This is a genomic window from Achromobacter sp. NPDC008082 (genome assembly GCF_042957345.1).
Lineage (GTDB): Bacteria > Pseudomonadota > Gammaproteobacteria > Burkholderiales > Burkholderiaceae_B > Achromobacter > Achromobacter kerstersii_A.
Map to the genome: position 1 here is coordinate 482,344 of NZ_JBIBIB010000004.1, position 14,662 is coordinate 497,005.

A 14,662-nucleotide genomic window follows, 5' to 3' on the forward strand; every position below is an offset into this window, starting at 1 on the left:
CTCATTCTTCTCGGCGGATTCAGCATGCAAGCACTCTCCACTTTCACGACGGGCGATGGCGTCCGGATCGCCTACCGGTTTGACGGCGACGGCCCGCTGCCTGTGCTGGTGCTGTCGAATTCCATCGGCACCACGCTCCACATGTGGGACGGCCAGATCCAGGCGCTGTCCCGACATTTCCGGGTGCTGCGTTACGACACGCGCGGGCATGGCGAGTCCGGCGTGCCGGCGGGCGCGTACTCGATGGACCGCCTGGGCCGCGACGTGATCGAACTGCTGGACGCGCTGGGCGTTGCCCGTGCGCATTTTCTGGGGCTGTCGCTGGGCGGCTTCATCGGCCAATGGCTGGGCGTGCATGCACCCGAACGCATCGGCCATCTGATTCTGGCCAATACGTCGTCGTATCTGGGGCCGGCCCCGCAATGGGACGCGCGCATCGCCGCCACCCTGCAAGCGCCAGACATGACGGAAACCGCCGCGATGTTTCTCGGCAACTGGTTTCCGGCCAGCCTGTTGCAGGCTGGCGGCCCGGTCATTGATCAGTTCCGCGCCATGCTGCTGGCCACGCACCCCCAAGGCCTGGCGGGCGCATTCGCCGCGGTCAGGGATGCCGACTTTCGGCGCACAATCGCGCTGATCCATCGTCCGACGCTGGTGATTGCCGGCCGCGACGATACCGTCACCGCCGCCAGCCATGGCGCATTGATCGCGGCCACGGTGCCGGGCGCAACACTCGTGGAAATGCCCACCGTGCATTTATCGAATATTGAACGGCCCGCAGAATTCGTGGATGCGGTGCTGTCGTTCTTGCCGCGGCGTTGAATCAATTCAGGCCACGAAAAAGAGAAGGGCCGCGGTAGGCGGCCCTTGTTTTACTGACGCGTGAACATCACTTTCTTTTCAACAATCGCACCCGGCTCCAACGCTTCGGGTGTGTCGCCGCAGGCGTCGTCCGCACTGTCATCCGGGTCCACGGCGTCAAACGCCGTGTCGCCATTGGCGTCCGGCACGCCGGTGGGCTTCAATCCCACGAAGTCGAACAGGTCGCGGTCCATCAAGTGCGACGGCACCACGCGCGACAAGGCATTGAACACGTTCCACGAACGGCCCGGATGCTGCTTGTCCCAATCCTTGATCATCCGGCCCACTTCCTTGCGCTTCAGGTTTTCCTGAGAGCCGCAGAGGTTGCACGGAATGATCGGGAATTGCTTCAGCTCGGCGTAGGCAATCAAGTCCGTTTCGGCCACATAAGCCAGCGGGCGGATCACCGTGTGGCGGCCGTCGTCGGACACGAGCTTGGGCGGCATGCCCTTGGCCTTGCCGCCGTAGAACAGGTTCAGGAAGAAGGTGGCCAGGATGTCGTCGCGGTGGTGGCCCAGCGCAATCTTGGTGGCGCCCAGTTCAGACGCGACGCGGTACAGAATGCCGCGGCGCAGGCGCGAACAGAGCGAGCACATCGTCTTGCCCTCTTCCAGCACACGGGTCACGATGGAATACGTGTCCTGCGTTTCGATGTGGAAGGGCACGCCCAGGTCTTTCAGGTACTGGGGCAGGATGTGGTCGGGAAAGCCGGGCTGCTTCTGGTCAAGGTTGACCGCGATCAGCTCAAACTTGAACGGCGCGCGCTTTTGCAGCTGAAGCAGAATGTCCAGCATCGCATAGGAATCCTTGCCGCCCGACAGGCAGACCATGACGCGGTCGCCTTCTTCGATCATGTTGTAGTCGGACAGGGCGCGCGTGGTTTCGCGCGCCAGACGCTTGGTCAGCTTGTTGCCTTCGTGGCGGGCTTTCTCTTCCGCTTCCGTGCGGAAGCGGATGCCAGGGGGAGCGATATCGTTCATGGTCAACGCGTGATCTGAATTTCCACGCCCACCGCCGCACAGTCGGAAAAGGCCATGGGCTTGCTGATGCGCAGGCGCAGCGAGCGGATTTCCTGGAAGTCGGCCAGCAGGCGCGCGGCAACTTGTTCGGACAGGGTTTCGATCAGGTTCACATGCGCCTGCGTGCATTCTTCAACAATGGCTTCGCGCAGACGGCGGTAGTCCAGCACGCTGTGGATATCGTGGTCGTCGACCGAGCGCTGGATGTCCACGTCGAATTCGGCGTCGACATGCAGGGGCTGGGTGGCGCGGCGCTCGTGCTCGAGGATGCCAATGCGGGCGTCGAGCGCAAGCCCGGAAAGGATGATGCGGCGTGTGGGCATGATGGAAACCTGGTGGGACAGCCGGAATTGTAAAGGGACAGCGGATCAGGGGCGGCGCGCTGGCTACAATTCAGCCAAGTCCGGGCGCCCGAGAGACGCCGGCGCAGTCAATTAGGGTTGAAATGCAACAAATGCACGATGCGGTCATTGTAGGCGGCGGGCCGGCGGGCGCTTCCTGCGCGCTCTGGCTGGCCAGACTTGGTTTGTCCCCATTATTGGTGGAAGCCAGCGCCCGCCTGGGCGGTTTAAGCCGTGACAACCCCTTTGCGGATGACTGGATTGCCGTGCTGCCCGGCGTGACCGGCCAGCAGGTGGCGGCCAATATCGACACCAGTGTGCGCGCGGCCAACGTGCCGCTGCGGCTGGAAACCCGCGTGACCCGCGTGTTGCCCTGCAAGGGCGGCATCCAGGCCACGCTGACTGGCCCGGATGGCGAAACGTCTGTGCGCGGCCGCACCTTGGTGATCGCTTCGGGTGTGCGCGCCAAGGGCCTGCCGGATCACCCGCCGGGCGCCAACTGGCCCGGCGTGCTGATCGGCCCGGGTTCGCCCATCGTGGCGCAGGACTATTCCGGTTTGTCGGTGGCCGTGCTGGGCGGCGGCGACAACGCGTTTGAGAATTTCGTCTACGTGCGCAACCGCGGCGCGCGCGCCGTGCACCTGTATGCCCGCAGCGTCCGAGCCCAGCAGCAATGGGTGACGCGCGCCGGCCGCGAAGGCGTGCGCATCGGCCCCTACACCGTCGACCCCGCAACCCGCAGCGTGGACGGCCGCCAGTACGACCTGATCCTGGTCTTCTACGGCTGGGAACCGCAAGCCGCCTTTGCCGACAGCCTGCAACTGGCGCGCGACGAACGCGGCTACATTCGCACCGACTTCGCCACCGCCGAAACCAGCGTGCCCGACATCTATGCCGTGGGCGAAGTGGCGCACCGCATGCATCCTTGCGTGGTGACGTCGATGGCGGATGGCGTGGTGGCGGCCAAGGCCATCCAGCGCCGGTGGGAACGGCCCGCAGAGTAGGGCGACGGCAAAGGCGGCGGTTGCAAGGGCGGGGCGACGCGCGTTAAGCGCAGGCGAAGCCTGACCTCCACATTGCAGAATAGGCATTTGCCAGCGCGGCGCACACACTGCTCCCACAAGTTGATCAATCAATGATCACGTCGGGAGACAAGCATGTTGCACTCGCATCGCTGGCTGGCTGCCGGCGCGATGGCCTTCGCCTTGGCGGGCCCTGCGCACGCGGCCTGGCCTGAACGGCCCATCACCCTCATCATTCCCGCCGCGCCGGGCGGCACCACCGACATCGCTGCGCGGCTGATTGCCGACAAGCTGGGCGCCAGGCTTGGCCAGCAAGTCATCGTGGAAAACCGCGCGGGGGCCGCCGGCATCATCGGCGCGCAAACGCTTGCCCGCGCCAAGCCCGACGGCTACACGCTGCTGATGGGCAACATCGGCCCCAACGCCATCAACTACGCGCTGTACAAGACGTTGCCCTACAAGCCCGCGGATTTCGCACCCGTCACGCTGGTGATCTCGGTGCCTAACGTGCTGGTCGTCAACGAAGCGTCGCCCGTGCGCTCGGTGGCTGACCTTCAGGCGCAGTCCAGGCAGGACCCGTCCAAGGTGTCGTTCGGAAGCTCCGGCGCCGGCCAATCGCCGCATCTGTCGGGCGAACTCTTCAAGCAACGCGCGGGAGTGGCCGGCACGCATATCCCGTACAAGGGCGCCGGCCCCGCCGTGGCCGCGCTGCTGGGCCAGCAGTTCACCTTCATGATCGACAACCTGCCCAGCTCGATGCCGTACATCCAGTCGGGCAAGTTGCGTGCGCTGGCCGTCACCAGCGAGCGGCGGCTGGCGGAATTGCCCGACGTGCCGACCATGGCTGAAGCCGGCGTGAAAGACATGGTGGTCACCGCCTGGTTCGGGCTCATTGCGCCGGCCGGCACGCCGGAAGACGTGGTCGCCAAGCTTTACGCCGCCACGCGCGATGTGGTGCGCAGCCCCGATATCTCTGACCGCTTCAAAGCCATGGGCGGGCAGGCGGGCGGCAACACGCCGGCCGAGTTCACGGCCTTTATCAACCAGGAACGCACTCGCTGGAAACAGATCGTGGACGCGGCCGGATTGGCGCAGGAGCAATAAGTGATCGACAAGATTCAAGCATCCATGGCCGACGCCATCGCCGTCATCCCCGATGACGCGTCCGTGCTGGTGGGCGGGTTTGGCGAAGCGGGCGTGCCTTATGAGCTGCTGCATTGCCTGGCGGATTCGGGCCGGCGCGATCTCACCATCATCTCGAACAATGCGGGCACCTTCGAACGTGGCATCGCCGCGCTGCTGATCCGCAAGCAGGTCAGAAAGATCATCTGCTCGCATCCGCGTCCGCCCAATTCCGACGCGTTTGCGCGCGCCTACCGCGCGGGCGAAGTCGAACTGGAATGCGTGCCGCAAGGCACCCTGGCTGAACGCCTGCGCGCGGCCGGCGCGGGCCTGGGCCCGTTCTACACGCCCACGGGCTACGGCACCGAGCTGGCCGAAGGCCGCCGCCAGGAAGTGATCGACGGTGTGGGCTACGTACTGGAACAGCCCCTGCGCGCCGACTACGCGCTGATCCGTGCGCACTTGGGCGACCGCTGGGGCAACCTGATGTACCGGCACGCCGCGCGCAACTTCAATCCGGTGATGTGCATGGCCGCAGGCCACGCGATCGCGCAGGTGGACGAAGTGGTGCCGTTGGGCACCTTCGTGCCTGAGCAGGTCATGACGCAAGGCATCTTCGTGAAATCCGTGGTGCGGGTGGAGGCCTGACATGCAAGACACGACATCCATCACGGGCCTGACCCGGCAACAGATCGCGCAACTGCTCGCCAGTGATATTCCCGACGGCGCCATCGTCAATCTGGGTATCGGCATGCCCACGCTGGTGGGCGACTACCTTCCGCCCGACAAAGACATCCTGCTGCACAGCGAAAACGGCATCCTGGGCATGGGCCCCGCCGCCAGCGGCGAGCGCGTGGACCCGGATCTCATCAACGCCAGCCGCCAGCCCATCACCTTGCTGGACGGCGCATCCATCACCGAGCACACCATCTCGTTCGCGATGATGCGCGGCGGTCATCTGGATTACGCCGTGCTGGGCGCGTTCCAGGTGTCGGAAACGGGCGACCTGGCCAACTGGAAAACCGACGCCGCCGACGCCATTCCCGCCGTGGGCGGCGCCATGGACCTGGCGGTGGGCGCCAAGCAGGTGCTGGTCACGATGGAGCATCGCGGCCGCGACGGCACGCCCAAGGTGCTGCGCCAATGCACGTATCCGCTGACGGGCAAGGGCGTGGTCACGCGCATCTATACCGATCTGGCCGTGTTCGATGTGACGCCAGAGGGGCTGAAGGTTCACGCCATGACGGCGGGCGTCAGCGCGGCATATCTGCGTTCGGTAACGGATGCGCCGCTGAACTTCCCCGATACCCCGCGCGTGATCGTGCTGGATGCCGCCGGCGCGCCGCGTTACGCCTGACCGCGGGTAGGCAGGCGCCTGCGCTCTGATCCCACCCTTTCGATCCCGCCCCTTCGATCCCGGCCCTCGGGCCAAGGAGACTGCTGATGATCCGTTCCCTGCTGGCCGCAGCGTCACTGTGCGTGTTGTCCTTCGGCGCCGCGCAGGCCGCCCCGGTCTACCCCGACAAGCCCATCACCTTGTTGATTCCATATCCGCCCGGCGGCAGCGCCGACATGCTGGCGCGTCCCTTGGGGGCGGAGCTGCAAAAGAAGTGGGGCCAGCCAGTGGTGCTGGAATACAAGCCGGGCGCGGGCGGGGCGATTGCGTCAGCTCAGCTGGCGCGCGCCAAGCCCGATGGCTACACCTTGCTGATGGTGCTGGCGGCGCACGCCATCAACCCCAGCCTGTATCCGTCTTTGCCCTACGACACGCGCAAGGATTTTGCGCCGGTCTCGCTGGTGGCGACCTTGCCGATGCTGGTGGCCGCGCCATTGAACACGCCCGCCAACACGGTTCCCGAACTGATCGCCTACGCCAAGAGCCATCCTGGCAAGCTCAGTTTCGCGTCGGCAGGCAACGGCAATACGAGCCATCTGGCTGCCGAAATGTTCAAGCACCAGACGGGCACCGACATGATGCATGTGCCGTACAAAGGCAGCGGCCCGGCGGTTGTCGCCTTGCTGGGCGGCGAAGTGTCGTTGATGTTCGACAGCATTTCCACATCGCTGCCCCAGGTGCAGGCCGGCAAGTTGAAGGCCATTGCCGTAACGGGCGAGCGGCGCTCTCCAATGCTGCCCGATGTGCCGACGGTGGCCGAAAGCGTGCCGGGCTTTGTGGTCAACGGCTGGTACGGCGTGCTGGCGCCCGCGGGTACGCCAGCTGACGTCGTCAACGCCCTGAGCCGGGGTATCGCGGACGCGGTGGCGCTGCCTGCCTTGAAGCAGCAATTGGCAGGCTACGGATATGAAACGGTCGGCTCCACGCCCGCTGAATTTGCGCGCCATATCGACCATGAATTAGGGGCATGGAAAGAGGCTGTGGACGTCTCGGGAGCCAAGCTGAACTGACATTGCTGTAATGCTCTGCGTGGATATGTTGTGCACGGGCGTCACCGCAAGGCCGCCAATTTTCTTTGAGAAATTTCTCGTATTTCACGACCGACGGATTAGAAACAATGTTGCTTGTCCCCTGCATTGATGCAGTGACGGCTCAGGCCTGACTCGGTGCGGCGGACCAAGACGCGGCAGGTCGCCCGCCTTGGGGATAAGTCAGTCGGAGAGTGCGGTGAATAAGAAGATTGTTGCGGCAGGCCTGGCGTTGTCGTCATTGGTACTGTGCGGCAGCGCGTTGGCTGCTGATGTGAAGTTGGTGTTCAAGGGCGAGGTGTCTCCGTCCACGTGCAAAATCGCCGATCTGGGTACAGATGGCGTCATGCAGGTGGATCTCACCCCCGTCAGCGTCGGCGCGCTGGCCAATCAGAATGACGTGGCAGGCCGCAAGCTCGTCGCGCTGAATCTGACGGGCTGCACGGGCGGCAAAGTGCACACGCGCTTTAACCGCGATTCGAACGTTGATCCGTCCACAGGCGCCCTGATCAACCAGGCGCCCGCGCAAGGCGGCCAGGACGCATCCAGCGCACAAGTCCAGTTGCTGAACAGCAAATATCAGCCCATCAACCTGTTCACCGGTGATGGCGCTGAAACGGTCAGCATTGATGGGGGTACGGCAAAGCTTGAGTTCTATGCCCAGTACCTGGCCGCAACCGCTGGCACCACGCCCGGTTTGGTCCAAACTGAAGTGCTGCTGGACTTGATCTACGAATGAAGCCGGCTCCCCTTGAGCGCACGCTCAGGGGGCTTTCAGACTCCGCCAGCCGGGCCATGCTCCGCCATCTCTGCGCGGCGCTAAGTCTGGCTTGTGCGGCCCTGCTGCCCCCTTCCGCCCAGTCCAACGTGGTGATCGGCGGCACGCGCATCATCTACCCCGCCCAAGAACGCGAAGTCACGCTGCGCCTGACCAATGACGGCGGCCAGCCGGCGTTGGTGCAAGCCTGGATCGACGACGGCGATATGAACTCCACCCCGGATGAAGTGAACGTGCCGTTCATGATCATGCCGCCGCTTGCGCGCATCAATCCGGGCAAGGGGCAGACGCTGCGTATTGCGTATGCGCCGTCCTCTGGTGTTCCGTCCGACCGCGAATCCGTGTTCTGGATGAATGTGCTCGACGTCCCGCCGCTACCGTCGGCACAGGTTGCGAACCACATGCAGCTGGCCTTTCGCAGCCGCATCAAACTGTTCTTCCGCCCGGCGGGCTTGCCTGGCTCCGTGGGAGAGGCGGCTGCGCAGTTGCGCTGGCGTGTCGTGCAAGCAAGCAACGGCCCCACGCTGCAAGTGCACAACGACAGCGCTTTCCATGTGTCATTGACCACCGTCGAATTGACGCTGCAAAACGGGCGCGCCCTGTCGGTGCCAAGCCGCATGTTGGCCCCAAGGTCCGTGACGGAACTGGGCGACGGAAAACTGTCGAACGCGGCGGGCGTCAAGGGCGGTGTGGTGTTCGAATGGGTCAACGACTATGGCGCCACGGTCCGGCGTGAAAGTCGTCTTGACCCATAGTGGCGCCATGTTCCGGCGTCTTAGGATTAGCCATTGGCTTCTGCTTGGGTCCGGTTTGGCCAGCGCTGTGGTCCACGCCAGCGAACCTGTTGAATTCAATCCTGCATTCTTTGGCAACCGCCAAGGCCAGACGGTCGACCTGTCGCGCTTCCAACGCGGCAATACCCTGGAGCCGGGTACGTATCAACTGGATTTGTACCTGAACGGAAGCCGGGTGGGCCGCGAGCAGATCTATGTCGAGGCCATGCCGTTGTCCACGTCCTCGGGCCAGTTGGTGGTGCAGCCCTGCCTGCCGGCCAAGGCGTATGAGCGGCTGGGTGTCAACCTGGCAATGTTGGGCACCCCCTCGGGCGCGGTGGAAGAGACCGACTGCCTGGGCGTCGACGGCCTGCCGCCCGCGAGCCAATTTGATGTCGATATGGGCGAGCTGCGCGCCGATCTCTCCATTGCTCAGCTCTACCTGAAGTCGGCGGCGCGTGGTTACGTGCCGCCGGAAGAATGGGACTCGGGCGTGAATGCCGCCTTTCTGGGATACGGGCTCAACGTGTCGTCCAACCGCGTAGGCAATCTCACGCAACGCCGCTTTTACAGCAGCGCGAATGCGGGCCTCAATTTGGGCGAGTGGCGCTTTCGGCACAACGGTTCGTTCAGTTATACCGACGACCCCGGCGCTTCCGAGCGCAGCCGCTATCAGGCTTTGAGCACCTACGCGCAGCGCGATGTGACGGCGGCCAGTGCGCAATTGACGCTGGGCCAGTTCTACACGCCGGGCAATCTCTTTGACAGCGTGCCGTACACCGGCGTCCAACTCAGCAGCGACGAGCGCATGCTGCCGGACTCCATGCGTGGCTTTGCGCCGGTGGTGCGCGGCGTAGCCGACACCACGGCCAAAGTCAGCGTGCGCCAGGGCACAAACCTGCTATATGAAACGACGGTGTCGCCCGGGCCATTTGCCCTCGACGATCTGTACAACACCGGCTATGCGGGGGACCTTGATGTCACGATCACCGAAGCGGATGGGCGCACCAAGCACTTCGTGGTGCCTTATGCGTCGGTGGCGCAGTTGCTGCGCCCCGGCAGTTCGCGCTTCAGCGTGACGGGCGGTCGGTATCGCGACGATTCCCTCAGTACGCCACCCGCGTTTGTGCAGGGCACGTATCAGCGCGGCCTGTCCGATACCGTGACCGGCTATGGCGGCGTCATCGCGGCGCAGCAGTATCGGGCAATACAGGCCGGCGTGGCGGTCAGTACGCCGCTGGGGGCGTTGGCGGCGGACCTGACGCAGTCGCATGCGTCGGGTCTGGGCGGGCGGTGGGGGAAGTCGAATGACCTGTCGCTTGACTCGGAAAATGGCGCGGAACATGACGTGGAAAATGGCGCGGAAAGTGACGCGGCACCCCTCCCGGCAGGCAAGCTTGCCGGCAGTTCTTCGAGCGGGCGCAGCGTGCGGCTAACTTATAGCAAGCTTCTTGAACCCACTTCCACCAACTTCAGCGTGATGGCCTATCGGTTTTCAAGCGAGGGCTATCTGGGTTTTGGGGAATTCGCACGCGCGCGGGAATCGCGCGGCGTTTGGGCTTACGGCGGCAAGGAGCGCAGCCGGTTTCAGTTCAACATCAGCCAGCCTTTAAGCGATGGCTGGGGGTACGTGACGCTGTCAGGCATTGCGCAGAACTATTGGAACCACACCCGCCGCGATACCAGCTTTTACGCCAGCTACTCCAACGGCTACGCATGGGGCAGTGTCAATATCAGCCTGTCGCGCACGCGTGACGAACGCGGCCGATTCGGTAATCAGTATTTGCTAAGCCTGAGCCTGCCCTTGGGGCGCGGCGCAAATGCCGCGTATCTCAGTACATCGATGAACCTTGAAGGCAACGGCAAGCGCAGCGCCAACGCGTCCATCAGCGGGTCCGCAGGCGATATGGGGCAGTTGGGCTACAGCGTTTACGGCGCCTATGACCGCACCGACGGCAAGAGCAGCGGCAACCAGGGCGGCAGCCTGCGCTACGACACCGCGCACGCCAACTACACGCTGTCTGGCAGCGGCGGCACGGGCGGCGGCGGTGGTAGCAGTTACCGCCAATTCGGCGCAGGCATGCGCGGCACCCTGATCGCCCATGCAGGCGGCATCAACGCCACGCAGGCCCAGGGCGAAACCATGGCGGTGCTGGAAGCGCCCGACGCCTATGGCGCCGGCATCGTCTCGAGTTCGCGCGGCCGCATCGCCAGTAACGGATATGGCGTGATGGCGGGGCTGATGCCCTACCGCCGCAACGAAGTTGCGCTTGATCCCAAAGGCACGTCGCCGGATGTCGAATTGGCAATGACGTCGCAGCAAGTCTCACCGCGCGCGGGCGCGATTGTGCTGTTGCGCTATCCCACTGTGGCGGGCCGGCCTACCCTCTTGAAACTCGTGCGCGACAACGGCGCAACCATTCCCATGGGCGCGGAAGTCATCATCGTGGGCATGGACGCCGTCACGCTGGTGGGCCAGGGTGGGCGCGCCTTCGTACGCGGCTTGCAGGGCCAAGGCCAGTTGACCGTCAAATGGGGCGACGCGGCCGATCAGCAATGCCAGGCGGCTTATCACGTTGATGAACCGGCGGCCTCGGAAGCTCTGCACTACTACCCGCAGCTGGAATTGCCGTGCAAGCCCGCCTCACATGGGGCGCCACTCCCTGCACCACCGGAAGCTGCCTTATGAAAATAACGTTGCATCTTGCGGCCATCGCGGTCGCATTACTGATGGCATTGTCGCGTCCGGCGTGGTCGGCCTGCACCGGCACGTCGATCGCCACGATCATTACCGCGCAGGACTTGAAGAACATGAAGCCGCCGCGTGATGCGACGCTGGGCAGCCCGATCCTTGTCAAATTCATTGACGAAGGCGCCGCAAGAGTGTCTTGCAGCACGAACGGAGAGTGGTTCGTGTACGGCTTTCTTGCCGGTGAGAAACCGGTGCCAGGTTATCCAAATGTGTTTGAGACGGGCATTCCGGGCATCGGCATGCGCGTGTACTGGACGAACGAAGGCGGGGTGTTCATGAAGTCGCCGGGGCCCAGGCGGCAGATCAGAAACTGGCAGTACTCGCCGCCGCAGAGATTCTTATTTGAACTGATCAAGATTGGCCCGATCCAGTCTGGCGTCACCTCGGTGCATCGCGTCGAAGTCTGGTACGGAAAGCTGCTCACCAACCTGATCGAATTCAGCAACGTGGCCTACGAGGCGAACAGCATAGGTTGCAAGGTCATCAGCGAGAAAAATGCGCAGATTCCCCTGCTCTTGATCAACAACCGCCACCTGGGTCATCGTGGCGCCACGGCGGGTGCGAAGGGTTTCACTATTGATCTTGAATGCGATAAAGGCGTCAGGGTGGGGTATCAGATTGATGCCGATGCCACGCCGGATCACATCATCAAGAACGCCACGGGCGAGGGCATGGCGCGAGGCGTGGGGGTGCAACTAGTGCAAGGCGATGCCGGCAGCAACCGCGTGCAGCCGCTGGGAATTCCAGTCGGCTTTACGCAGTCGGCCACCACGGTGGACGCTGAACGAATTTCCATCCCGCTTGCGGCCCGTTATTACCAGACGGACGATGCGCTGGAAGCGGGCAAGGTCAGCGCCACGGCCACGGTGACGCTGCTCTACTACTAAGGCGGGCGGGCATGCGCCGGCCCGTTCTTGCCGGCCCGTCCTTATAAGCCCGTTCCTGTAGGCCCGTTCTTGCCGGCCCCTACTGGCTCAGCACACAGTCCAGCGCTTCCGGCGCGCGCAGCCTTACGCGGTACGCACGCAGCTCATCGCGGCGGAACACATGCACGGTCACGCGGTCGCCGGGCCGGTACTGCGCCAGCAGCAGATCCAAACCGGCCGGCGCATCGACCCGCAAGCCACCCACCGCGACCAGCACGTCGCCCGCCGACAAGCCCGCTTGATGGCCCGCGCCGCCTTCCAGCACCGTCGCCAGCGTCAGCGTGTCGCCCTGCTTGCGCGTGCGCACATCCATCGACGGAATGTTGGTTGTCGCTTTCCAATGCACCGAAATGCCGTGGGGCGCCAGCAGTTCCGCCAGCGGGACATCCGCCGTGCCATAGGCGTGGCGCGCGATGAAGCGGCGGGTATCAACGCCCGTGGCTTCCTGGATCAGCGCAGGCAGGCCGTCTTCCGGCAGGCCTTGCGGCTTGCCCTGATAGAAGTCGCGGCCATAACGGTCCCATAGCAGGCGCATCACGTCATCAAGCGAGCAGGCGCCCGCGCTGTCGCGGCGAATCAGCAAGTCCAGGCCCAGCGCAACCAGCGCGCCCTTGGTGTAATAGCTGACCAGCGCGTTGGGCGAGTTTTCGTCCTGCTTGTAATAGCGCGTCCATGCGTCGAATGAACTTTCCGCCACCGATTGCTTGGCCCGGCCCGGAGTGCGATGCACGCTGGTGATGGTCTTGGCCAAGAGACGCAGGTAATCGGACTGGGTGATGACGCCCGAGCGCAACAGCAGCAGGTCGTCGTAATAAGACGTGAACCCTTCAAACACCCACAACAGGCGCGTCAGGTCGGGCTGTTCAAGATGGTAGGGCGCAAACGCCTGCGGCTTGATCCGCTTGACGTTCCAGGTGTGGAAGTATTCGTGGCTGACCAAGCCCAGAAAGCCGCGATAGCCTTCGCCCTGGCCTTGCTGGCCCAGCACGGGCAAGTCCTTGCGCGAGGTCATCAGCGCGGTGCTGGCGCGATGCTCCAGGCCGCCATAGCCGTCGCCGGTAACCATCGTCATGAACACGTAGCGATCAGCGCTGTCCAGGAACGGCGCGCGTTTGGTGCGCGGTTCGAAGAATGCAATCTGGGTTTCGCAGATGTTTTTCACGTCTGCCGTGATGCGAGCCAGATCCAGATTTGCGGCGACCCCGGTGAACACCAGTTCATGCTCGGCGCCATGGGCGGTGAAGCGGGCGACTTGCGGCGTGCCCATTTCGACGGGGTGGTCGATCAGCGCGTCGTAGTCTGGCGCCAGGTACAGACCGAAGCCGTGGCGGCGCGCCGCGCCCTGATGGCCGCGCGCTTCCGGCAAGCTGGTGTAGACCTTCCAGCCGTCCAGGCCACGCGGGGGCGCCAGGTCAACCAGGCAGGGCAGATGGTCCTGGCCATGCACACGAAGAAACACGCTGGTGCCGTTGAAGAAGCCGTGGCTGTCATCCAGATGCGCGCCGCGCACGGACAAGTCCCAGGCGTAGACGACGTAATCGACTTGCAGCGGGCCGTCGCATGGCGCGGCCTGCCAGGTGTGGTTGTCGATTTTGTCGACATTCACGCGCTTTGATCCGGCACGGGCCGAGACGGATTCAATCTGGCGGGAAAAGTCGCGGATCAGGTAGCTGCCCGGAATCCAGGCCGGCAACGACAGGCGCTGGCCGTCGGGCGAGGGCGTGTCGATCGTTAGGGTTATCCGGTAGCGGTGTCCGGCGGGATCATGAGGCTCAAGGCGGTAAAGTATCGGAAAAGCGGCATCTGATTTTTTCATGCTTCTATCTTATTACTGGAGACATTCAATGAGCGAGTCGTTTGTACTGGTCGAAACCCGGGGCCGCGTTGGGCTGTTGACGCTGAACCGCCCCAAGGCGCTCAACGCGCTGAACGATCAACTGATGGATGAGCTCGGGGCGGCGCTGCTGGCGTTCGAAGCCAATGCCGACATCGGCTGCGTGGTCATCACCGGCAGCGAAAAGGCGTTTGCCGCCGGCGCCGACATCGGCGCCATGAAAGACTGGTCGTACATGGATGTGTACGGCAGCGAATACATCACCCGCAACTGGGAAACCCTCAAGCGCATCAAGAAGCCCGTGATTGCGGCCGTCGCCGGCTACGCTCTGGGCGGCGGCTGCGAACTCGCGATGATGTGCGACATCATCATCGCCGCTGACACCGCCAAGTTCGGCCAGCCGGAAATCAAGCTGGGCGTGATTCCGGGCGCAGGCGGCACGCAGCGTCTGCCGCGCGCGGTGGGCAAGGCCAAGGCCATGGACCTGGCGCTGACCGCCCGCATGATGGGCGCCGAAGAAGCCGAACGCGCGGGTCTGGTGTCGCGTGTGGTCGCCGCCGACAAGCTGATGGAAGAAGCGCTGGACGCCGCCACCGTCATCGCATCGATGTCCTTGCCGTCCGTCATGATGGCCAAGGAATGCGTGAACCGCGCCTTTGAAGGTTCGCTGAACGAAGGCCTGCTGTTCGAACGCCGCGTGTTCCATTCGCTGTTCGCCACCGAAGACCAGAAGGAAGGCATGGCCGCGTTCACGGAAAAGCGTAAACCGGACTTTAAACACCGTTAAGCCTTGTTACGTCCGTGATTTTG

The 14,662-nt window shown here is 63.9% G+C and carries 14 protein-coding genes; 11 read left to right on the forward strand and 3 right to left on the reverse strand.

What is annotated here, in order from left to right; genetic code table 11:
- Positions 1-24: 24 nt before the first annotated feature.
- Entirely contained in the window at positions 25-822 is a 798-nt protein-coding gene (locus ACFZAI_RS18280) for an alpha/beta fold hydrolase (protein WP_391568295.1), read from the forward strand.
- Positions 823-872: 50 nt separating this feature from the next.
- Here ACFZAI_RS18280 and ttcA read toward each other — a convergent pair whose 3' ends face one another.
- Complete coding sequence (gene ttcA, locus ACFZAI_RS18285) at positions 873-1,841, reverse strand: tRNA 2-thiocytidine(32) synthetase TtcA (protein ID WP_391568296.1); 969 nt, start codon at positions 1,839-1,841, stop codon at positions 873-875.
- A 2-nt stretch (positions 1,842-1,843) separates the two neighbouring features.
- Positions 1,844-2,203, reverse strand: a complete 360-nt coding sequence (gene folB, locus ACFZAI_RS18290; protein ID WP_006217044.1) for a dihydroneopterin aldolase — start codon at positions 2,201-2,203, stop codon at positions 1,844-1,846.
- Positions 2,204-2,325: 122 nt separating this feature from the next.
- Between folB and ACFZAI_RS18295 the strand changes: the two genes are divergently transcribed.
- The 9 genes from ACFZAI_RS18295 (at position 2,326) to ACFZAI_RS18335 (ending at position 11,979) form a co-directional block, all read left to right on the forward strand.
- Positions 2,326-3,225, forward strand: a complete 900-nt coding sequence (locus ACFZAI_RS18295) for an NAD(P)/FAD-dependent oxidoreductase (protein WP_391568297.1) — start codon at positions 2,326-2,328, stop codon at positions 3,223-3,225.
- A 153-nt stretch (positions 3,226-3,378) separates the two neighbouring features.
- Positions 3,379-4,347, forward strand: a complete 969-nt coding sequence (locus tag ACFZAI_RS18300; RefSeq protein ID WP_391568298.1) for a Bug family tripartite tricarboxylate transporter substrate binding protein — start codon at positions 3,379-3,381, stop codon at positions 4,345-4,347.
- Positions 4,348-5,013, forward strand: coding sequence for a 3-oxoacid CoA-transferase subunit A (locus ACFZAI_RS18305; RefSeq protein WP_391568299.1), 666 nt, complete (start codon positions 4,348-4,350; stop codon positions 5,011-5,013).
- Between the two features lies 1 nt (position 5,014).
- Positions 5,015-5,722, forward strand: coding sequence for a 3-oxoacid CoA-transferase subunit B (locus tag ACFZAI_RS18310; protein WP_391568300.1), 708 nt, complete (start codon positions 5,015-5,017; stop codon positions 5,720-5,722).
- 86 nt (positions 5,723-5,808) lie between these two features.
- Positions 5,809-6,771 carry a Bug family tripartite tricarboxylate transporter substrate binding protein gene (locus ACFZAI_RS18315; protein ID WP_391568301.1) on the forward strand — a complete coding sequence of 321 codons (963 nt, stop codon included), beginning with the start codon at positions 5,809-5,811 and terminating at the stop codon, positions 6,769-6,771.
- Positions 6,772-6,988: 217 nt separating this feature from the next.
- Positions 6,989-7,528, forward strand: a complete 540-nt coding sequence (locus ACFZAI_RS18320; protein WP_391568302.1) for a fimbrial protein — start codon at positions 6,989-6,991, stop codon at positions 7,526-7,528.
- A gap of 56 nt (positions 7,529-7,584) precedes the next feature.
- Complete coding sequence (locus tag ACFZAI_RS18325) at positions 7,585-8,322, forward strand: fimbria/pilus periplasmic chaperone (RefSeq protein ID WP_391568303.1); 738 nt, start codon at positions 7,585-7,587, stop codon at positions 8,320-8,322.
- A gap of 55 nt (positions 8,323-8,377) precedes the next feature.
- A complete protein-coding gene (locus tag ACFZAI_RS18330) occupies positions 8,378-11,029 on the forward strand; it encodes a fimbria/pilus outer membrane usher protein (protein ID WP_391568304.1) in 2,652 nt (883 codons plus the stop codon).
- Positions 10,972-11,979, forward strand: a complete 1,008-nt coding sequence (locus ACFZAI_RS18335; protein ID WP_391568305.1) for a fimbrial protein — start codon at positions 10,972-10,974, stop codon at positions 11,977-11,979. Before ACFZAI_RS18330 ends, ACFZAI_RS18335 begins: the two co-directional genes overlap by 58 nt.
- 79 nt (positions 11,980-12,058) lie before the next feature.
- Here the strand turns inward: ACFZAI_RS18335 and ACFZAI_RS18340 are convergent, their stop codons facing one another.
- Positions 12,059-13,834: a M61 family metallopeptidase gene (locus ACFZAI_RS18340; RefSeq protein WP_391568306.1), complete on the reverse strand. Its 1,776-nt coding sequence runs from the start codon at positions 13,832-13,834 to the stop codon at positions 12,059-12,061.
- A 28-nt stretch (positions 13,835-13,862) separates the two neighbouring features.
- Between ACFZAI_RS18340 and ACFZAI_RS18345 the strand changes: the two genes are divergently transcribed.
- Positions 13,863-14,639: an enoyl-CoA hydratase gene (locus ACFZAI_RS18345; RefSeq protein ID WP_391568307.1), complete on the forward strand. Its 777-nt coding sequence runs from the start codon at positions 13,863-13,865 to the stop codon at positions 14,637-14,639.
- The last annotated feature ends 23 nt before the right edge of the window (positions 14,640-14,662 follow it).